This is a genomic window from Micromonospora sp. KC721 (assembly GCF_004348355.1).
Taxonomy (GTDB): domain Bacteria; phylum Actinomycetota; class Actinomycetes; order Mycobacteriales; family Micromonosporaceae; genus Micromonospora.
Genome location: NZ_SMJY01000103.1, coordinates 1 through 21,469 on the forward strand (window position 1 = coordinate 1; position 21,469 = coordinate 21,469).

Below are 21,469 nucleotides of genomic sequence, written 5' to 3' on the forward strand. Positions count from 1 at the left end.
GGGTCCCTGTTCGTCCCGCTCCTCGTCGGGGCCGCCGTCGCGGTCGCGATGGGCGCGTACGGTCGGTACCACACGCCGACCGGGATCGCGGTCAACGTGGCCGGGTTCTCCAGCCCGTTGACGGTGAAGGTCTGGCTGGGCACCGGAGCCGCGGTGTTCGCCGTGATCCAACTGTTCTCCGCGATGGCGATGTGGGGGCGACTCGGTGGCTTCTCACCCTCCTGGGCGGGCAGCGTGCACCGGTGGTCGGGGCGGATCGCCTTCCTGCTGACCGTGCCGGTCGCGGTGCACTGTCTCTACGCGCTCGGCTTCGTCGACGCCGAGCCGCGGGCACTGGCCCACTCGCTGCTCGGCTGCCTGTTCTTCGGCGCGTTCAGCACCAAGATGCTCGCCCTGCCGAAGCCGGGACTGGCTGGCTGGGTGCTGCCGGTGGTCGGCGGCGTGGTCTTCACCGTCCTGATCGGAGTGTGGTTGACCTCGTCGCTGTGGTACTTCGCCACGTTCGGCGTCGGTTTCTGAGGAGAGGAAAGGTAAACGGATGAGTGACGACCAGGGTGCGGGCTGCCGGTCCCGGCGGTCCGTGCTGGCCTGCGCGGGGGCGGCCGGGGTGGGCGCCCTGCTGACCGGCTGCCAGACCTACGGTCAGCCACAGCCGGTGCAGAACCAGCCGATCGGCAGCGCGGGCGTGCCGCCGGCGGCCCCGGCGACGAAGGGCCCGGCGGGGGCGGCGGGGGCGCTGGCGACGTTGGCCGATATCCCGGTCGGCGGCGGGAAGATCTTCGCCGCCCAGAAGGTGGTGGTGACCCAGCCCCAACCCGGCACCGTCAAGGCGTTCTCCGCGACCTGCACCCACCAGGGCTGCACGGTCACGTCGGTCAAGGGTGACCGGATCGTCTGCGGCTGCCACAACAGCCAGTTCGACATCAGCGACGGCTCGGTCAAGGGTGGGCCGGCCAACGCGCCGCTGCCGGAGGCCAACGTGGTCCTCGACGGCGACGCCATCCGGCTGGCCTGAGGCGGCCCCAGGCGCACGCGGGGGTGGCAGCGACCGGGAGGCGCTGCCACCCCCGCGTGGCGGGCCGGGTCTGGTGACCGGCGTTCAGGCGGTCGCGGTGGTGTCGGGGACGATCGCCCGCAGCCAGTGCTGGGCCAACAGCGCATGCCCGGACGGGGTCAGGTGCACCCCGTCGTCGGTCCAGACGCGGTCGTCGGTGTCGGCGGCGGCGAAGGCCGCGTCGACCGCGACCAGCGTCGCGTCGAAGTCGGCGGCGAGGCGGCGTACCACCTCGACCTTCGGGTCGAGATCCTCCCGCCAGGCCCGCTGCTTGTCGTCGAGCGGGATGAGGAACGGCTCCATCAGGATCAGTGCCGCGTCGAGCCGATCCCGCGTCACGGTCAGCACGTGCCGGTAGTCGCGTTCGAACTCCTCGACACCGGTCGGGTCGTCGTGGTCGTAGCGCCGCCAGGTGTCGTTGATGCCGATCAGTACCGACACCACCTGCGGGGCGAGCGCCAGGCAGTCGTCGTCCCAGCGGGCGCGCAGGTCGCGCACCCGGTCGCCACCGATGCCCCGGTTGAGGAAGGTGACCCGGTGCGCCGGCTGTGCGGCGGTGAACCAGGCCGCCGCCATCATCGCGTACCCGTGGCCCAGGTCGGCTCCATCGGTGCGGTCCCGATCCGCGTCGGTGATGCTGTCGCCGATGAAGAGCACCCGCCCTCCGCGCGGCACCTGTACGGTCATCCGTCGCCTCCTCCAGCCGTCGCTGCGACCATGATGGCCGCGATCATGCCGGACCGCCAGTGCGATCGCGACACGTGGACGGCCGGCGGTCCCGGCGCCAGCCCGAGTGCGGGACGCGATGCCGGGCGCGACCGCAGGTCGCTGCGGGATCACTGTGGATCGATACCGAGCAGCTCCCGGTTGACTTCATCGATGCTCATCACTACATTCCGGGGATGCCGGGAAAGCGCTTGCCGTCCCGCATCCAGCGCTTTCACCACCACGCTCCGGAGGAGTTTCCGATGAAACACACGACCAACCGGCAACCACGCCGGTGGCGGCTGGGCCTGGCGGCCACCGCGGCACTGGCCCTGGCCGGCACCGAGGCGGCGGCGGTCGCCCCGGCCGCCGCCGCGACCCCCACTCTGCGCGGCGCGGCCGTCGGCGCCGCCGCGGCGTCCGTCGGCACGGCGACCGCCACCGGCCAGAGCGGGCAGGTGGCCGCTGCCGCCTGCGGCAGCGGCAGTTACCAGGCCGAAGCCACCCTCAACGGCAGTACCTGGACCTCCCGCAACGGCAGCCGCACCGTCTACACCGGCGGCGACATGCGGGCCGCCGTCCAGGCCGCGATCGACAGCCTCAGCTCCGGCCGCACCAGCAAGCAGCGGGTGGTGGTCCGGGGATCCGGCTCGGTCAGCGCGGGCTCGCGCATCAACCTGCCCAGCTACACCGCGATCGACGTCTGCGGCACCATCAGGGTGACCGGCACCGGCTCCGGTGACCAGGCCCCGATCTACTCCCGGGGCACCACCCAGATCGAGGTCGGCCACCTCACCCTCACCGGCTCCCCGCTGTACGGCATCTTCATGCGCAACGTCACCAACGTGGTGCTCGGGCAGATCGACATGCGGCTCTCCAGCGGGCTGGGCGTGCGCATCGACAACCGGGGCAACACCAGCCAGTGGAGCCGCAACATCCGCATCGACAACGTGTACGTCTCGGGAGCCCGCTCGCACGCCGTCGAGACGTACGGCGTGGACGGTCTCACCATCGGCACCGTCACCGCCCGCAACGTGGGCGAGTCCGGCCTGCTGCTCAACCAGACCATCAACGCCACGGTCGGCACCGTGGACGCGGAAAACGCCGGAGCCGGCACCGGCTACGCGGCCTTCCGGATGGCCAACCGCAACGGCCGGGTCGGCTCCAGCTACCCGACCAACATCCGCGTCGGCACCGTGCGTGCCCGCGGCGGCGGCCGCGGAATCTTCTGCGTCTCCGAGTCCGGCGGCGCCACCATCGACCGGGTCGACATCGCCAACACCGGCAACAACGCCATCCTGATCGAGAACTGCTACGGCGTGACCATCGCGACGGGCGGCGGCACGATCAGCGGTGGCGGTGAGGTGCGGCTCGCCGAGCGCACCTCGTTCCCCGGCAACCGCGACATCGCGCTGCGCAACTTCACCCTGGTGAACAGCCGGATCGTGGAGAACCCCTGCGCGGACAACCTGACCATCAGCAACATCGTGCTGAACAACTCGACGATCCGCCGGTGCTGACCCGGCGGTGAGAACGGCCTCGCCCGGCCGGGGAGATCCCCGGCCGGGCGAGTCGCGTGCGCCCCTGCCGTCAGCGGCGGCCCGAGGCGGTGCCGTAGACCGCTCGGGTCCGTGCCGACACCGCGGTGCCCGGCTCGTGGCCCGGCCGGGTGGCGGTCACCCGTACCGACAGCCGCCTGCCGAGGTCCGCCGTGGTCGGGATGTACCGCGCGTCGGTGGCACCGGCGATCTCGACCCCGTCCCGCAGCCACTGGTACGAGTAGGTCAGACCGCGCAGGTCCCAGGTACCCGTGGTGGCGGTGAGCGGCTGGCCGACCCGGGCGGAACCACCCACGACCGGCAGCGTCCTCGCCGCCGGGCCCACCGCCAGCACCTCGAGGACCCCCTCGGCACCGGTGTTGCCCGCCACGTCCACCGCCCGGTAGCGCACGGAGTGCGCCCTGCCGTCCAGGGAGACCGGGGCCGTCCAGGTGGTCCACGCCCCAGCGTCGATCCGGTACTCCAGGCGGGCCACGCCGGACTCGCCGTCCTGGCCGGTGACGGTGAGCGTCCGGTCCCGTACCACCGCCTGGGCCGTCGGCGCGGTGTCGTCCACCTTGACCCGCAGCGACCATGCCTCGCTCCAGAACAGGTTGGTGCCCTGCGCCCGGTACTCGATCAGGTGCTGCCCACCGGTCAACGCGACCGGCTCCCGGTACGGGAACCAGCCACCCCCGTCGATCTGGTACTCGACCAGCCGGACCTTCGGGCCGGCGGTGAGCGTCAACGCCGCTCCCTTGCCGTACCACCCGTCGGCACCGGCGGCCGAGACGGTGGCCTTCGGCTGTCCGCCGTCGTAGCGCAGCGGCTCGACGCTGGACAGCGTCGGGACGACCTTCCTGATCGTGCCGTCGGCGTTGAAGTACATCCGGTCGATGGTGGTCTCCCGGTGCGTTCCGTCGCCACCGGGGATCGCGAACCGGTGGTACACGATGTACCAGTCGTCGGTGCCCGGCACCTGGAGCACCGAGTGGTGACCGGTGCCGAGGATGCCCTGGCCGGGGTCCTTGGTGAGGATCTCGCCCTTGCTGGTGAACGGGCCCATCGGGCTGGTCCCGACGCCGTAGCCGACCCGGTAGTTCTCGCTGCGCGTGTCGTCGATCGACCAGGACAGGTAGTAGGTGCCGTCACGCTTGTGCATGAACAGGCCCTCACGGAAGCCCGTCAGGCCGGTCAGCTGCACCCGCTTGCTGACGTCGTACGAGATCATGTCGTCGTTCAGCGGCACCACGTACGGGGTGCCGTTGCCCCAGTACAGGTAGCTCTTGCCGTCGTCGTCGGTGAAGACGGCCGGGTCGATCTGCTGGGCGCCGTTGTAGTCGGCCTTGCTGACCAGCGGCTTGCCCAGCGGGTCGACGAACGGCCCGAGCGGGGAGTCGGCGACGGCGACGCCGATGTTCTGCTGGGCGGAGAAGTAGAAGTAGTACTTCCCGTTCTTCTCGATCGCGGCGGGCGCCCAGGCGTTGGTGTCCGCCCAGGAGATGTCGGGCCCGAGGTCGAGGATCGTGTCATGCTCGGTCCAGTCGACCAGGTTACGGCTGGACCAGACCTTGAACTTCGTGCCGCTCCAGCCGGGGAACCCGTCGGTGGTGGCGTAGATGTAGTAGGTCTCGCCGAACCGGACGATGTTCGGGTCGGCGTTGAGCCCGGGCAGTACCGGCGAGCGCATCTGCACCGCCTTGACGGTCCACTCGCGGGTCTCTCCCGAGTCGCTGGTGACGGTGAGCGTCACCGGCGAGGAGTAGTCCCGCGTCCCACCCGGGCTGACCGTCGAGGTGGCGGCCACCACGTAGGTCGGTGCCAGCTTCGTCAGGTCGGTGCCCGGCTTCACCGGCAGGGTGATGGTGCTCGTCGCGGCGTCGATGATCGCGGGAACCTTGAGGCTGTCGAGCTGGACGGCCACCACGCTGGTGCCGTTGGCCCCGAGCCCGGCGACCTCGGCGTCGGACAGCGCCCGGTTGTAGATCGAGAAGTCCCGCACCCGGCCCTTGAGGTACCGGTCGGCGGTGTACTGGGAACGGCCGATGTAGTTGGCCGTGGTCCGGCCGCCGCCGATGTCCCCGGGCTTGTTGGTCACGTCGGTCTTCTCGGCGACCCGCACGCCGTCCAGGTAGAGCCGGGCGGTGCCGGCCGAGTTCAGGGTGTACGTGAGGGTCTTCCACACTCCGCGCGGCACGGCGCTGCCATTGGTGATCGTCTGCTCGCCGGTCCAGTTGCTCAGGCTGATGCCGGTCCGGTAGTTGTTACCGGTGGTGAAGAGGTAGCCGTTGCCCACGCCCTCGGAGTCGGTGTTGCCCAGACCCCAGACGAAGTACGGGGTGGCCTGGTCGCTGGCGATGTTGACGTCCATCGACACGGTGATCTCGTCGAGTCCGGCCATGATGTTGTCGGGCAGGTCGACGTGACCGTTGGTGCCGCCGAGGGCGAGGCTGCCGCCACTCCAGGTGGCGTCGCCGGCCAACTTCGCGTCGTAGCCGTTGCCGGAGGCGTCGGTGACCGTGGTGCCGGCGTCCTGGTCGAGCGGGTAGTGGGCCACCACGCCCTGCGGGTTGGCGCGCACCGGCGGGGGCGCGTCGTTGAGAGCGTCGAGTTCCTTCTTGGTGACCGGGATGACCGTGCCGTGGCGGGGGCTGGCGGGCAGCTTGTAGCTCGCCGGCACCTTCCAGTCCGGGTTCTCCAGGTCGTTGGTGCCCAGCGGGATGTAGCCGCGGCCGCCGTACTCGTCGACGAAGAGGTAGTACTGCGAACCCGAGGTGTCACCCGGGTTGGCCTTGAACACCGTCGGGCCCTCGACGGCCGAGGTGCCGGCGTCGCGCCCGATGCACGCGGTGATCCTGGACCAGGCCGGCTTGCCGGGCAGGTCGACGGCGGTCAGCGAGTTCGACTTCTCCTGAATGATGTCGGAGCAACCGGTGCCACCGCCGCCCTCGTCCTTGGTGAACCGGTAGTAGGTGTCGCCCTCACGGATGACGGTGGAGTCGATGCGCGACTCGCCCCGGTCCTGCCAGATCGTGGCCGGGCTGAAGGTGACGAAGTCGCGGGTGGTCGCCGCGAGCATCCGGTTGTAGGTGTTGCCGGTGTGGTTCGGGTCGCTCTCGGCGTACATCTTCGACGCCCAGAAGACCAGGTACTCACCGCGGGCCTCGTCCCAGTACGCCTCCGGCGCCCAGGTGTTGCCGGCGGTGGGCGGCGAGATCAGCACGTGCCGCTGCTCCGACCAGTTGACCAGGTCGGTGGATTCCCAGACCTCCAGGTACCGGCTGCCCTGGCGCTGCGCGACGTCCCAGTTGCCGTTGCGACCGATGGACAGGTCGGTGGCGATGAGGAAGAACCGGTCGCCCTCCGGGCTACGGATCAGGAACGGATCGCGCAGGCCCAGGGTGCCGTACTTCGACTCCAGCTTCGGCTGCCCGCCGTTGAGTTCGGTCCACTGCAGGGCGTTGTTACCCCGGCTGGCCGCGAAGTAGATCTTCTCGCCGGCGATGGAGTTGCCGGTGAAGTAGCTGAACGCGTAGCCCGCGTAGGGGGCGGGCGCGGGCAGTTCGCGGACGGTCAGCTCGATCGCCCGCTCTGCGGTCGCGGCGCCGACGGTCACGGTGGCGGTGACCGTGACCTTCACGTCGCCCGCGCCGTGGGCGGGACGCGTGACCACGCCGTCCGGGGTGACGACCGCGGGACTGGCCGAGCGCCAGCTGACTGTTGCTCCGTGCAGCCCGGTGGTGGGCATGGTCAGGTTGCCGCGCACGTCGTCGGCGTGCACCAGGGACAGCCCGGCGGCGGCGGCCTCGGCACGGGTCTGGTCCGACTCGCTCGGCAACACCGTCGCGGTGAACGTCTTCGTGCCGCTGGAGCCGCCCCGGGTGAGGGTGGCGGTCAGGGTGACCGTCGCCGGCCCGGCGGCCGGGGTGGGTCGGTTCACCACGCCGGTCGGGCTGATCGTGCCCGGCGCGCTGGAGGACCAGGCGATCGTGGAGCCGTACGTGCCGGTGCTCGGAAGAGTGAGGTTGCCGGTCACCGCCGAGAGGTCACCGAGGTCCAGCGCGGCGACGTCGCCATCGACGCGGGTGGCGTCGGGCAGCGCGATCGCGGCCACCTCGTCGGCGTCAAGCGCCCGGTCGTAGATGCGGAAGTTCGCCACCTGGCCCTTGAGAAGGCGGTCGACCGCGTAGTTGGACTTCCCGAGGTTGTTGTTGGTCGTGGTGCCGTTACCGACGGCGCTGGGCAACACGGTGACGGCGGTGTTCCGGCCGACCTGCACGCCGTCCTCGTAGAGGGTGCCGGTGGTGCCGGTCTGCGTGTAGGTGACCGACTTCCAGACCCCACGGGTGAGGTTGGCGCCCTTGCTGGTCACCTTCTCACCGGACCAGTTGGTCGTGGTGATGCCGGCCCGGAAGGCGTCGCCGCTGCTGAACAGGTAGCCGGTGCCGGAGCCGGAGGTGGCGGAGTTGCCGAGGCCCCAGATGAAGTACGGGGCCTGTTGTGTCGGGTCGAGGTAGACGTCGACCGCGACAGTGATGGAGGACAGTCCGGCCAACAGGTTGTTCGGCAGCTTGACGTGGTCGTCGACCCCGTCGAGTCGCAGGCCGCCGCCCGTCCAGGTGCCGCCGCCGACCAGGGTGCCGTTGTTGCCGCGGCCGGAGGTGTCGGTGACCGTGCTGCCGGTCGTCTGTTTCAGGTCGTAGCGCAGCAGCAGGCCGTCGGTCACGTCAGCGGTGGCGGCCGTCGCCGTCCCGGCGGGGAGCAGCGCGGCGAAGAGGCTGAGAACCACACCGGCCGTGAGTGGACGGAACCGGCGAAGGGACAAAGCACGGGGAGCGGGGGAGGGTCGCGGGGCCCGGGGGACGGCTGATCGCATAGATGAATCCCTCACGTCGGGGATGTGAGCGTTAACAAACAGGAATTGTTAACGCAACAAATCAACCGAGTCAAGGATCCGAACGTTTCCTTTCCGCTGCGTAGGGGCGTGCTCACTCACTCCGGGACAGCAGGGTCGCCGCTCAGCGCGGCAGGGCGGCACTGCTGGCCCGGGCCACCAGCATCGGCGGGACAGCCGGCCGGGTGATGCCGGAGACGGTCGCGTCGGTGTCGAGCAGCTCCAGCAGCGTCGCCACGCACCGGCGACCCACCTCGTCGAAGTCCTGCCGGATGGTGGTCAGCGGCGGCGACAGGTACTCGGCCTCCGGGATGTCGTCGAACCCCACCACGCTGACGTCGTCGGGCACTCGCCGGCCCCGCTGATGCAGGGCGCTCAGCAGGCCCAGCGCCTGGTGGTCGTTGGCGCAGAACACCGCCGTGACGTCCGGTCGGTCGGCCAGGGAGAGCCCGATCTCGTACCCGGAGCGAGGGCTCCAGTCGCCGACGAGAACCGGCGGCACCGGCCGACCGGCCGCGTCCAGCGCCTGCCGCCAGCCCTCGACCCGGGCGCGTGCCTCCAGCCAGTCGCGGGGGCCACCGATGTGCCAGACCGTCTCGTGCCGCAGACCGAGCAGATGCTCCACGGCCAACCGCGCCCCGGTCATCTGGTCCACCGAGATGCTGGGCAGCACCCCCGCTCCCCCGCCGGCCTCGACCACCACGGCGGGCACCCCGGTGGGCAGCCCGTGCACCGCGATGGCCGCCGTCATCAACGGCGCGATGATGACCACCCCGGCCACCGACTGCTCGGTGAGGGCGTCGATCGCCGCCGTCATCCCGGCCCGGTCCAGCTGCTCCAGCGCCACGATGCTGATGCCGTAGCCGGCGGCCCGGGCGGCACGCTCCACTCCGAGCAGGGTGGCCGCCGGACCGTAGAGGATGGTGTCGAAGCTGATCACCCCGATCACCCGGGACCGGCGGCCGGCCAGCCCCCGGGCCAGCGCGTTGGGGCGGTAGTTGAGCTGGTGCACGGCGCGCAGCACCCGCTCACGGGTCTCCTGCCGGACGCTGGGGTGGTTGTTGAGCACCCGCGACACGGTCTGGTGCGAGACCCCGGCGAGCCGGGCCACGTCGCTCATCACCGCGACCCGTGTACCCGGCTGCTGGCCCATGGCTGCTCCCTCGTGCTCATCGTCGACCGGCGGTGATCACGCCGGCCAGCCGGATCGACAACCGCCACCGGTGACGGCGGTGTCGATCCGCGGTACCGCGGGCGATGGCCGACGCGGCCCCGGTGCCAGGGGGACACGTCAGCCACCGCCCATGCGGCGCGGCGGTCAGAAGCCGCGCGCCAACCGGTAGTAGGCCTGGTTCCACCGCAGTTCGTCGGCGAGCCGCCGGGTGGTCGTGTCCGCGTCGATGACCACCAGCTCGGTGGAAACCATCTCGGACAGGTCGTACAGCTCCTCGACCCCGATCGCCTGGGACAGGACGGTGTGGTGCGGTGCGCCGGCGGTGAGCCACGCCTCCGCCGACCGGGGCAGGTCCGGACGCGGCCGCCACACGGCCCGGGCCACCGGCAGCTTCGGCAGCGGGTGCGGCGGGGTGACCACGTCGATCTCGTTGGCGACCAGCCGGAACCGCTCCCCCATGTCGGCCAGGCCGAGCACCACGGCCGGGCCGGCCTGGGCGTCGAAGACCATCCGCACCGGGTCCTCCCGGCCGCCGATGCCCAGCGGGTGGATCTCCACGTTCGGGGTGTCCGCGGCGATGGTCGGGCACACCTCCAGCATGTGCGCGCCGAGGACCACCTCCTGCCCCGGGGTGAGGTCGTAGGTGTAGTCCTCCATGAAGGACGTGCCGCCGGTGGTGCCGACCGACATCGCCTTCAGGGTGCGGACCAGCACCGAGGTCTTCCAGTCCCCCTCGCCGCCGAAGCCGTAGCCGTCGGCCATCAGCCGCTGCACGGCGATGCCGGGCAGCTGGCGCAGGCCGCCGAGGTCCTCGAAGTTGGTGGTGAAGGCCCGGAACCCGCCGGCGTCGAGGAACTCGCGCAGCCCCGCCTCGATCCGGGCCGCGTAGCGCAGGGAGTCGTGCCGTTCCCCGCCCGCACGCAGCTCGGGCACCAGCCGGTAGCTGTCGTCGTACTCCTTGACCAACTCGTCGACGCGGGCGTCCGCGACGGCGTCGACCGCCGCGACCAGGTCGTTGACGCCGTAGGTGTTGACCGAGACGCCGAAGCGCAGCTCCGCCTCAACCTTGTCGCCCTCGGTCACTGCCACGTCGCGCATGTTGTCGCCGAAGCGGGCCAGCCGCAGCGACCGCATCTCGGCGTGCCCGACCGCGGCCCGGACCCAGGCTGCGATCCGGGCGGTGACCTGCGGGTTGCTCACGTGGCCGGCGACGGTCTTGCGGGCCACCCCGAGCCGGGTCTGCACGAACCCGAACTCCCGGTCGCCGTGCGCGGCCTGGTTGAGATTCATGAAGTCCATGTCGATCTCGGACCAGGGCAGTGCCACGTTGGCCTGGGTGTGCAGGTGCAGCAGCGGGGTACGCAGCGAGTCCAGGCCGGAGATCCACATCTTCGCGGGGGAGAAGGTGTGCATCCAGGCGATCACCCCGACCGCGCCCTGGACGGCGGCGTCGCGGCAGACCGCCAGGATCTCGGCACTGGAGGTGAGCACCGGCTTCCACACGACCCGGGCGGGGATGGCGGGGTCGGCGTCGAGCCGCGCGGCGATCTGCCGGGACTGCTCGGCCACCTGCTGCAGGGTCTCCGGGCCGTACAGACCCTGGCTCCCGGTCAGGAACCAGACCTCGGGGGCCGGCGATGGGTCAGTCATGGGAGTTGCCTTCCGGGGTAACGGTCGGGGTCACTTCTTGCGGATGCCGACGAGACGCTGGAGCAGGATGAAGGCGAACAGCAGCGCCCCGATCACGATCTTGGTCCACCACGAGCTGAGGCTGCCGTCGAAGGTGATCAGCGTCTGGATCACGCCGAGCACCAGGACGCCCAGCACGGTGCCGAACACGTAGCCCGAGCCACCGGTCAGCAGGGTGCCACCGATGACCACCGCGGCGATCACGTCCAACTCCATGCCGATGGCGATCAGCGGCGCACCGGAGAGGGTGTAGAAGGAGAGCAGGATGCCACCGATCGCGGAACAGAGCCCGCTGATCGTGTAGACGGCGATCTTCGTACGCCCCACCGGCAGGCCCATCAGCAGAGCCGACTGCGGGTTGCCACCGATGGCGTACACGTTGCGGCCCAGCCGGGTGTACGCCAGCGCGAACGCCGCCACCGCGACCACCGCCAGGGCGATCAACACGCTGACCGAGACGAAGTTCTCGCCGAGCCGGATGCGTTCCTGGGCCGCCGAGGTCCAGAACCCGTCGGTGATCGGGATCGACGTCGAACTGATCCAGGTGCACATGCCCCGGGCGAAGAACATGCCGGCCAGGGTGACGATGAACGGTTGGATGTCGAAGTAATGGATGACGCAGCCCATCGCGAACCCCAGCACCGGGCCGATCAGCAGCGCGATCACCAGCACCAACGCGGGATTCATCCCGTCGCGCAGCAGTGACGCGGAGACCATCGCGGTCATCGCCACCACCGAACCGACCGACAGGTCGATGCCGCCGGTGAGGATCACGAAGGTCATCCCCACCGCGACGACGAGCAGGAAGCCGTTGTCGATGAAGATGTTGAAGATGACCTGGATGTTGGAGAAGGCGCGGTACTGCGCGACGCCGACGCCGTACATGACGAGCAGCAGGACGAAGGTGGCCAGCACCGGCACGTGCCGTTGCGGCACCCGCCACCAGGCCCGGTCGGCGCGTACGGCCAGTGGTGTGGTGGTCATGCCGGGACCTGCTCCTTCTGCTTCTCGGCGGTCGGCGCCGGGGGCGGGGGCGGTGCCAGGGTCCGCTTCCGGCGGAACCGGGCGCGGAACGCCGGGGCCTGGATGAGGCAGACCGCGATCACCACCACGGCCTTGAACAGCAGCGCCGTCTGCGGGTCGATGTTCATCGCGTACACCGAGGTGGTCAGGGTCTGGATGATCAGCGCGCCGACGATGGTGCCGCTGAGGTAGAACCGGCCGCCGGCCAGCGAGGTGCCGCCGATGACCACGGCCAGGATCGCGTCGAGCTCCACCCAGAGGCCGGCGGCGTTGCCGTCGGCGCTGGAGACGTTCGCGGTCATCATGAACCCGGCGATCGCCGCGCAGGCCGCGCTCACCACGTACACCAGGAGGGTGATCCGCCGGGAGCGGATGCCGGCCAGCCGGCTGGCCTCGGCGTTGCCGCCGACCGACTCGATGATCATGCCGAGCGCGGTACGCCGGGTCAGCACCGCCACGATCACCGCCACCACCAGGGCGATGATGATCGCGAACGGCAGGGTGAGCAGGTGCCCCACCCCGATCGTCTTGTACGGCTCGCTGTTGATGGTGATGATCTGACCGGAGGTGATCAGCTGGGCCAGGCCACGACCGGCGACCATCAGGATCAGCGTGGCGATGATGGGTTGGATGCCGATCACGGCGACCAGCACCCCGTTCCAGACGCCGAGCACCAGCGCGAGGCCGAACGCGATGGCCAGCGCCGTGAACACGCCGCCGAGGCTGTTCTGGTCGGGTTGCTCGCTGATCCAGAGGCAGGCCACCGCGCCGCTGACCGCGACCACGGAGCCCACCGACAGGTCGATGCCGCCGGTCGCAATGACCAGGGACATGCCCAACGCCACCAGGATGAGCGGCGCGCTGAGCCGGACAATGTCGATCAGGCTGCCGTACAGGTGACCGTTCTTCAGTTCGACCGACAGGAAGCTCGGCCGGTACACGGTGTTGGCCACCAGCAGCACGACCAGCATCACCAACGGCCAGAACAGCCGGTGGCCGGTAACCGGCGCGAGGCGCGCCTTGACTGTGCTCATGCCTTCTCCAACCCTTCCTGCCGGGCGCCACTGGCGATGGCCCGCATGACGCGGTCGGCGTCGAGGGATTCGTCGTTGGTGAGCTGGGCGACGAGCTGCCGGTCCCGCATCACGGCGACCTTGTGGCTGAGCCGCAGCACCTCCTCCAGCTCCGCGGAGATGAACAGCACCGCCATGCCGCCGTCGGAGAGCTGCGCCACCAGGCGCTGGATCTCGGTCTTCGCGCCGATGTCGATGCCCCGGGTCGGTTCGTCCAGGATCAGCAGCCGCGGCTCGGTGATCAGCCAGCGGGCCAGCAGCACCTTCTGCTGGTTGCCGCCGGAGAGGTTGCGCACCGGTCTTTCCGGGTCGGCCGGACGGATGCTCAGCGCCTCGATCCAGCGCTGCACCAGCTCGTCCTGCTTGCGCCGGGGCACCGGCCGCAGCCAGCCCCGGGCGGCCTGCATGGCCAGGATGATGTTCTCCCGCACCGACAGCTCGCCGATCAGGCCCTCGGTGCGGCGGTTCTCGGAGCAGAAGGCGATGTCGCGGTCGATCGCGGCGATCGGGTTGCGGATCGCCACGGGCTTGCCGTCGACGACCAGCTGCCCCTTGTCGGCGCGGTCCGCGCCGAAGAAGAGCCGCGCCACCTCGGTACGACCCGAACCGAGCAGGCCGGCCATGCCGACCACCTCACCGGCGTGGATGGTCAGGCTGAACGGCGCCACCGCGCCGCTGCGCCCGAGCCCGTCGGCCTCGACCAGCGGGCTGCCCTCGGCCACCCTGGCCGGATCCTTGCCGGCCTCGGAGTCGAGCTGCTCCAACGCGTCGAGTTCCTTGCCGATCATCTTCTCGACCAGGGCGAGCTGGGGCAGGTCGGCGGTGAGGTACTCGCCGACCAGGCGACCGTTGCGCAGCACGGTGATCCGGTCGGCGATGCCGTAGACCTGGTCGAGGAAGTGGGTGACGAAGAGGATCGCGATGCCCTGGTCGCGGAGCTGGCGCATGATCCGCAGCAGCTGCGCGACCTCGTCGGCGTCCAGGCTGGAGGTCGGCTCGTCGAGGATGAGCACCCGGGCCTGCACGTCGACGGCGCGGGCGATGGCCACCATCTGCTGCACCGCCAGCGAGTAGCTGCCGAGCAGCTCACTGACGTCGATGTGCAGGTCGAGGCGGGCCAGCGCCTCCTGTGCCTGGCGCCGCATCTGGCGCCAGTTGATCGCGCCGCCTCGGCGCGGCTCGCGGCCGATGAAGATGTTCTCCGCCACCGACAGGTTGGTGCAGAGGTTGACCTCCTGGTACACGGTGCTCACGCCGGCCGCGGCGGCCTGCATCGGCCCGGTGAAGGAGACCTGGGTGCCGTCGAGGGTGATGGTGCCGGCGTCCGTGCCGTAGACGCCGGTCAGCACCTTGATCAAAGTGGATTTGCCGGCGCCGTTCTCGCCCATCAGGGCGTGGACCTCACCGGGGAAGAGCCGGAAGTCGACGCCGTCGAGGGCCCGTACTCCCGGGAAGTGTTTGCTGATCGCGGTCATCGTCAGGACCGGATGCCTCTGCGACATCCCACCAGACCTTTCGTGGTGTGCGGCGGTGCGGGACGGGTGCGACCGCCCGTGGCGGACGCGGTCCGTCGGCGCGTGCGGCGCGGGAGGCGGTCGGGCCGGTGGTGTCGTCGACACCACCGGCCCGACGCCGTCACGGCGAGGATTCGCCGCCCGGGGACGCCGCGTGGGGACGCGGCGGGCCGGTCAGTACTTGCGGGTGGGCAGGGCGGCCTTCGCCTGCTCCTGGGTGAACGTGGTCTCCTCGGTCTCGACGCGGACGGGGACCTCCTCGCCGGCCTTGACCTTCTTCACCAGCTCCATCAGCTGAGGGCCGAGCAGCGGGCTGCACTCCGCGATGAAGTTGAACTTCCCGTCGGCGAGGGCCTGCATGCCGTCCTTGACCGCGTCGATGGTGATGATGGTGATGTCCTTGCCCGGCACCTTGCCGGCCGCGGTGATCGCCTCGAGCGCGCCCAGGCCCATGTCGTCGTTGTGCGCGAAGAGCACGTCGATCTTCGGGTTGGCCTTCAGGAACTGCTCCATGACCTGCTTGCCGCCGGCCCGGGTGAAGTCACCGCTCTGCGAGGCGACGACCTTCAGGTTCGGGTTGGCGGCGATCGCCTCGGCGAAGCCCTTCTTGCGGTCGTTGGCCGGCGCCGAGCCGGTGGTGCCCTGCAGCTCGACGATGTTCACCGGACCGGTCGCGGTTTGCTTCTCCTTGACCAGCCACTCACCGGCGAGGCGGCCCTCCTTGACGAAGTCCGAGCCGATGAAGGTCTTGTAGAGGCTCTTGTCGGCCGAGTCGACGGCGCGGTCGGTCAGGATCACCGGGATCTTGGCGTCCTTGGCCTCCTTGAGCACGGTGTCCCAGCCGGACTCCACCACCGGCGAGAAGGCGATCACGTCGACCTTCTGCTGGATGAAGTTACGGATCGCCTTGATCTGGTTCTCCTGCTTCTGCTGGGCGTCGTCGAACTTCAGCTCGATCCCGGCCTCCGCAGCGGCCTCCTTGATCGAGGTGGTGTTCGCGGTACGCCAGCCGCTCTCCGCGCCGACCTGGGAGAAACCGAGGACGATCTTGCCGTCGCCGCCACCGGCGCTGTCGCCGGTGTCGCTGTTGCCGCAGGCGGTCAGACCGCCGGCCAGCAGGCCCGCGGCGAGCAGCGCGCCGAGGCTGCGACGGGTGAGGGTGGTGCGGGTCATGTGATGACTCCTTTGGGGGTGAGGGTGGAACCACCGGCCCCGGGCGTTACGGCACGCCGGACGACGGGATCGGTGGGTGGTGCGGTGGTGCGTCGGGCCGGTCAACCCCTTGGGGGTGGGTCCGGCCGGCCCGACCTGGGCCGGGTCAGGACTTCGCGGAACCGGAGCCCGGCTGGCCGTAGACGTTCTGGTAGCGGTCGTAGAGTGAGTCGATGTCGGCCTGGGCCATCGGCACCGGGGTGCCGAGCGTCCGGGCCAGGTGGGCGGTGCGTGCCACGTCCTCGCACATCACCGCGGCCTTCACCGCGGCGCGGGCGTCCTTGCCGATGGTGAAGACGCCGTGGTTGCGCATCAGCACCGCCGGGGAGCGGTGCCCGGACAGGGTGGCCACGATCCCCTTGCCGATGTCGTCACCGCCGATGAGCGCGAAGGGACCCACCGGGATCTCTCCGCCGAACTCGTCGGCCTGGGCGGTGAGGTGACACGGGATGGACTCCCCGCACGCCGCCCAGGCGGTGGCGTAGTTGCTGTGCGTGTGCACCACGCCGCCCACCTCCGGCATCGCCCGGTAGACGTAGGCGTGCGCGGCGGTGTCGCTGGACGGGGAGAGGTCCCCGTCGACCACGACCCCGTCGAGGTCGCAGACGATCATGTTGTCGGCTCGCAGGTCGTCGTAGGAGACCCCGCTTGGCTTGATCACCATCAGGTCGTGGCCGGGCACCCGGGCCGAGACGTTCCCGGCCGTCCAGGCGACGAGCTGGTAACGGACCAGCTCGGCGTGCAGGGCAGCCACGGTCTGGCGCAGCTGGGTCACCTCGGCGGGCAACGTGCGGCTCATGCCGACACCTCCAGGGGGTTCGCCGCCGGTACGACCGGCGTGGGCTCGGCCGCCCCGGGGGCGGCGTCCGCGGGGTCGGCCGCGCCGCGGGCGGCGTTGCGGATGGCGCGCAGGCGCAGCAGCGTCTCGTCGCCGCCGCGTCCGAAGTGGTCGTGCAGCCGGCGGTACTCGGCGTACAGGGCGTCGTAGGCGCGGGCCCGCTCCGGGTCGGGCCGGTAGACGTCCCGGTCGACCCGGCCCATCACCGCCGACGCCGCGGCCACGTCGGGGTACGCCCCGGCGGCCACCGCCGCGTGGATCGCCGAACCGAGCGCCGGCCCCTGCGCCGAGCCGATGATGCCCAGCGGGCGCTGGGTGACGTCGGCGTAGATCTGCATCAGCAGCTCGTTCTTGGTCAGGCCACCGGCGACGATCACCTCATCCACCGGCACGCCCGCCTCGGCGAACGCCTCGATGATCATCCGGGTGCCGTACGCGGTCGACTCCAGCAACGCCCGGTAGACGTCCGGCGGCCGGGTGGCCAGGGTGAGGCCGACGATCACGCCGCTGAGGTGGTGGTTGACCAGCAGCGAGCGGTTGCCGTTCCACCAGTCGAGCGCGACCAGGCCGTGCGCGCCGACGGGCTGGGCGGCGGCGGCCGCGGTCAGCTCCTCGTGGGAGGCCCAGCCGGCAGGTGCGGCGTGCTCGACGAACCAGCCGAAGATGTCGCCGACACCGCTCTGTCCGGCCTCGTAGCCCCAGGCGCCGGCGCTGATCCCGCCGTCGACCACGCCGCACATGCCGGCCACCTCCGCCACCTTCGCGCCGTTGACGACGTGGCAGGTGGAGGTGCCCATGATGGCCACCAGCCGGCCCGGCTCGATGGCCTGGGCGGAGGCGGCGGTGACATGGGCGTCGACGTTGCCGACCGCCACCGCGATGCCCTCGGGCAGACCGGTCCAGGCGGCGGCCTGCGCGGTGAGCCCGCCGGCCCGGTCGCCCAGCGGCGCCAGCGGGCCGTCGATCTTGGCGACGAAGTCGGCGAAGTCGGGGTTCAGCGCGGCGAGGTAGTCGCGCGACGGGTACCTGCCGTCCTGACGGATGCCCTTGTATCCGGCGGTGCAGACGTTGCGGGTCTCGACACCGCAGAGCTGCCAGACGATCCAGTCGGCGGCCTCGATCCACCGCTCGGCCCGGGCGTAGACCTCCGGGTCCTCCTCCAGCAGCTGCAGGCCCTTGGCGTACTGCCACTCGGCGGAGATCTTGCCGCCGTAGCGGCCGATCCACGGCTCGCCGCGTTCGTGGGCGAGGGCGTTGATCCGGTCGGCCTGCCCCTGCGCGGCGTGGTGCTTCCACAGCTTCACCCAGGCGTGCGGCCGGGTGCGCAGCTCGGGCAGCTCGCACAGCGGGGTGCCGTCGGCCAGGGTGGGCAGCACGGTGCAGGCGGTGAAGTCGATGCCGATGCCGATCACCCGCGCCGGGTCGACGCCGCTGGCGGCCAGTGCGGCCGGGACGGCCTGCCGGAGCACCTCGCGGTAGTCGTCCGGGTCCTGCAGGGCCCAGTCCGCCGGCAGTTGCTGGCCGTCGGCGGCGGTGAGGGTCCGCTCCATCACCGCGTGGCGGTATTCGTGCACCGCCGTGCCCAGTTCGGCACCGTCGGCGACCCGCACCACCAGCGCCCGGCCGGACAACGTGCCGTAGTCGACGCCGACGACGTACTGGTCCTGGGGTCCTGCGCCTACGTCCATGAAACATCCTCCGCTCACCTGCTGGGGCACAGTGTTAGCGCTCACATCGCCTCCGGTCAAGACACGTCTGAAACATCTTCGACACCGACGCCTGCCCGTGGGGTCGACCGAGCGCCGCGAACGGGCACGACAGCCGCCCCTCACCTGGGTCGACGAGCACCATCGCGCTGACCGGAGGCCTTCTCTAACGATCCGGTCACGGCACGGTGAGACCGGTGCACGCCACCGTGCCCCCGCGCCGCGACCCGGCAGCCGCCACGGTATTGACCGACGGAGATGCGACCGTGATACTCGCTTCCTGTTAGCGCTCACATCAAAGGCACCCACAACACCCATCGGGTACGAACCACCGCCACGCGACCCCGACGTCCGGCACGACGCTCAGGAGGCACCTTGTTCCGACCACAACCGCTGTTCGCGGCGGCGACCGCCGCGATGGTGGCCGTCACCCTCACCACGGCGGCCCCCGGAGCAGCCCGCGAACCGGCCCCGCAGCCGGAATACACCGTCACGGTCGACCCCGCCGTCCCCGGCGTCGCCATCAACGACGCCCACTACGGGGTGTTCTTCGAAGACATCAACTACGCCGCCGATGGTGGCCTCTACGCGGAACTGGTCCGCAACCGGTCCTTCGAGTTCCTGCCCAGGGACCACTCGTCGTTCACCGGGATGACCGCCTGGACGCCGAGCGCCACCGACGGCGGCGCCGGCACCGCGACCACGGTCGACGACGCCCTCCGCCTCAACGACCGCAACCGTACCTACCTGCGGCTGGACCTGGCCAACAGCGGCGGAGGCCGCTTCGGGGTCACCAACGCCGGCTGGAACAAGGGGGTGGCCCTGACCGCCGGAGCCCGGTACGACTTCTCGGTCTGGGCCCGCACCAGGGCTCCCCGGGGCACCGCGCTCTCGGTCACCCTGCACGACGCCGCCGGTGAACCCCTCGCCGCACCGCTGACCGTGATCGTGCGCGGTGACAAGTGGACGCAGTACAAGGGAACCCTGCGTGCCGCCCGCACCACCGACGCCGCCCGGCTGTCGGTCCGCGGCTCCGGCACCGGCACGCTGCGCCTCGACATGGTCTCGCTGTTCCCCCGGGACACTTTCCGGGGCCGCCCCAACGGCCTGCGCCGGGACCTCGCGGAGAAGATCGCCGCGCTGAAGCCCGGCTTCGTCCGCTTCCCCGGCGGCTGCCTGGTGAACACCAACAGCATGGCCGGCTACGACGCCGCCTCCAACTGGGAGCGGGCCCGGTCGTACCAGTGGAAGGACACCGTCGGTCCGATCGAGACGCGGGCCACCAACGCCAACTTCTGGGGCTACAACCAGTCGTACGGCCTGGGCTACTTCGAGTACTTCCAGTTCGCCGAGGACATCGGCGCGATGCCCCTGCCGGTGCTGCCGGCCCTGGTCACCGGCTGCGGGCAGAACCGCGCCACCAACGACGAGGCGCTGCTGCGCCGGCACATCCAGGACGCCCTCGACCTGATCGAGTTCGCCACCGGCCCGACCACCTCGACCTGGGGCGCGGTGCGCGCCTCCATGGGGCACCCCGAGCCGTTCCGGCTCACCCACGTCGCGGTCGGCAACGAGGAGAACCTGCCGGACGCCTACTTCGCCAACTTCCAGCGGTTCCGCGCCGCGATCGAGGCCGCCCACCCGCAGATCACCGTGATCGGCAACTCCGGCCCCGACGACCAGGGCGCCACCTTCGACCGGCTGTGGGAACTCAACCGCGCCGCCGGCGTCGAGATGGTCGACGAGCACTACTACAACAGCCCGGCCTGGTTCCTGCAGAACAACACCCGCTACGACTCCTACGACCGCAACGGCCCGAAGGTGTTCCTCGGCGAGTACGCCTCACAGGACAACAAGCTGTTCAACGCGCTGGCCGAGGCGTCGTACATGACCGGACTGGAGCGCAACGCCGACGTGGTGCGGATGGCCGCGTACGCGCCGCTGCTGGCCAACATCGACCACGTCCAGTGGCGGCCAGACATGATCTGGTTCGACAACGACGAGTCCTGGGGCTCCACCAGCTACCAGGTGCAGAAGCTGTTCATGAACAACGTCGGCGACCGCACCGTGCCGAGCCGGGTCACCGGCCCCACCGCCGAGCCGACGGCGATCACCGGAGCGATCGGACTGTCCACCTGGGCCACCTCCGCCACCTACGACGACGTCCGGGTGACCACCCCCGACGGAACCGTGCTGTTCGCCGACGACTTCTCCGCCGGGGCCGGAGCCTGGACGCCGCTGGCCAACCGGGGCAGCTGGTCGGTGGTGGACGGGGCGTACGTCCAGTCCGACACCGGCGCCCAGGACACCCTGGTCAAGGCCGCCGACGTCAGCGCCGGCGACTACGACCTGACGTTGACGGCGCGCAAGAACGCCGGCGCGGAGGGCTTCCTCATCGCGTTCGGCGTGAAGGACTCCGGCAACTTCTACTGGTGGAACCTCGGCGGCTGGAACAACACCCAGGGCGCGGTGGAGAAGGCCACCGGCGGCGCGAAGGAGACCCTGCTCGCCAAGCCCAACAGCATCACCACCGGCACCACGTACGACATCCGGATCCAGGTCCGGGGCACCAGGGTGACGCTACTGCTCAACGGCCAGGTGTGGGGCAGCTTCACCGACGACCGGGTGACCCGGCCGTTCACCCAGGTCGTCACCCGCGACGACGCCACCGGCGAGCTGATCGTCAAGGTCGTCAACGCGCAGGACAAGCCGGCCGTGACCCGGGTCGACCTGGGCGGGTTGGCGGTGGCCGACACCGCCCGGGCGACCGTGATCAGCGGCGACCCCGGCGAGGCGAACACCCGGACGGCGGAGCCGATCCAACCGGTCACCAGCGACCTGCGCGGGATCAGTGGCGACTTCGTCCACACCTTCCCGGCGAACTCCGTCACCTTCCTGCGCATCCGGACCAAGTGAGGCACCACATGACGTACGCGTTGAGCCGGCGTAACCTGCTGCGCGGCAGCCTGGGGGTGGCGGCGACCGGCCTGGTCGGCGGGCTCGCCTCCGCGGCCACCGCCGCTCCCGCCGCCCCGGGGGCCACCACCGC

The 21,469-nt window shown here is 70.6% G+C and carries 14 protein-coding genes; 4 read left to right on the top strand and 10 right to left on the bottom strand.

What is annotated here, in order from left to right:
• Positions 1–6: 6 nt before the first annotated feature.
• Positions 7–519, top strand: a complete 513-nt coding sequence (locus E1182_RS18080) for a DUF6529 family protein (RefSeq protein ID WP_243706282.1) — start codon at positions 7–9, stop codon at positions 517–519.
• 19 nt (positions 520–538) lie between these two features.
• Entirely contained in the window at positions 539–1,015 is a 477-nt protein-coding gene (locus E1182_RS18085) for a Rieske (2Fe-2S) protein (RefSeq protein ID WP_132266779.1), read from the top strand.
• Between the two features lie 84 nt (positions 1,016–1,099).
• Here E1182_RS18085 and E1182_RS18090 read toward each other — a convergent pair whose 3' ends face one another.
• A complete protein-coding gene (locus E1182_RS18090; protein ID WP_132266781.1) occupies positions 1,100–1,741 on the bottom strand; it encodes an SGNH/GDSL hydrolase family protein in 642 nt (213 codons plus the stop codon).
• Between the two features lie 281 nt (positions 1,742–2,022).
• Between E1182_RS18090 and E1182_RS18095 the strand changes: the two genes are divergently transcribed.
• Positions 2,023–3,279, top strand: coding sequence for a hypothetical protein (locus E1182_RS18095; RefSeq protein WP_132266783.1), 1,257 nt, complete (start codon positions 2,023–2,025; stop codon positions 3,277–3,279).
• A 70-nt stretch (positions 3,280–3,349) separates the two neighbouring features.
• Here the strand turns inward: E1182_RS18095 and E1182_RS18100 are convergent, their stop codons facing one another.
• From E1182_RS18100 to araB, 9 genes are all read right to left on the bottom strand, one after another.
• Entirely contained in the window at positions 3,350–8,086 is a 4,737-nt protein-coding gene (locus tag E1182_RS18100) for a family 43 glycosylhydrolase (protein ID WP_165942647.1), read from the bottom strand.
• Between the two features lie 229 nt (positions 8,087–8,315).
• Positions 8,316–9,344 carry a LacI family DNA-binding transcriptional regulator gene (locus E1182_RS18105; protein ID WP_207914487.1) on the bottom strand — a complete coding sequence of 343 codons (1,029 nt, stop codon included), beginning with the start codon at positions 9,342–9,344 and terminating at the stop codon, positions 8,316–8,318.
• A gap of 165 nt (positions 9,345–9,509) precedes the next feature.
• Entirely contained in the window at positions 9,510–11,015 is a 1,506-nt protein-coding gene (gene araA, locus E1182_RS18110; RefSeq protein ID WP_132266787.1) for an L-arabinose isomerase, read from the bottom strand.
• A 30-nt stretch (positions 11,016–11,045) separates the two neighbouring features.
• The gene (gene yjfF, locus E1182_RS18115) at positions 11,046–12,038 is read right to left on the bottom strand and encodes a galactofuranose ABC transporter, permease protein YjfF (RefSeq protein WP_132266789.1); all 993 of its coding nucleotides are present in this window, start codon (positions 12,036–12,038) and stop codon (positions 11,046–11,048) included.
• Positions 12,035–13,111, bottom strand: a complete 1,077-nt coding sequence (locus E1182_RS18120) for an ABC transporter permease (protein ID WP_132266791.1) — start codon at positions 13,109–13,111, stop codon at positions 12,035–12,037. Before E1182_RS18120 ends, yjfF begins: the two co-directional genes overlap by 4 nt.
• Positions 13,108–14,652, bottom strand: coding sequence for a sugar ABC transporter ATP-binding protein (locus E1182_RS18125; RefSeq protein WP_132266793.1), 1,545 nt, complete (start codon positions 14,650–14,652; stop codon positions 13,108–13,110). Before E1182_RS18125 ends, E1182_RS18120 begins: the two co-directional genes overlap by 4 nt.
• A gap of 186 nt (positions 14,653–14,838) precedes the next feature.
• Positions 14,839–15,837, bottom strand: coding sequence for an ABC transporter substrate-binding protein (locus tag E1182_RS18130; RefSeq protein ID WP_132266795.1), 999 nt, complete (start codon positions 15,835–15,837; stop codon positions 14,839–14,841).
• 145 nt (positions 15,838–15,982) lie between these two features.
• Positions 15,983–16,675 carry an L-ribulose-5-phosphate 4-epimerase gene (locus E1182_RS18135; protein ID WP_207914485.1) on the bottom strand — a complete coding sequence of 231 codons (693 nt, stop codon included), beginning with the start codon at positions 16,673–16,675 and terminating at the stop codon, positions 15,983–15,985.
• Positions 16,672–18,402 (bottom strand): ribulokinase, encoded by a 1,731-nt coding sequence (araB, locus tag E1182_RS18140; RefSeq protein WP_132266797.1) that lies wholly within the window; start codon positions 18,400–18,402, stop codon positions 16,672–16,674. Before araB ends, E1182_RS18135 begins: the two co-directional genes overlap by 4 nt.
• A gap of 393 nt (positions 18,403–18,795) precedes the next feature.
• Between araB and E1182_RS18145 the strand changes: the two genes are divergently transcribed.
• Positions 18,796–21,336 (top strand): alpha-L-arabinofuranosidase C-terminal domain-containing protein, encoded by a 2,541-nt coding sequence (locus E1182_RS18145; RefSeq protein ID WP_243706281.1) that lies wholly within the window; start codon positions 18,796–18,798, stop codon positions 21,334–21,336.
• The last annotated feature ends 133 nt before the right edge of the window (positions 21,337–21,469 follow it).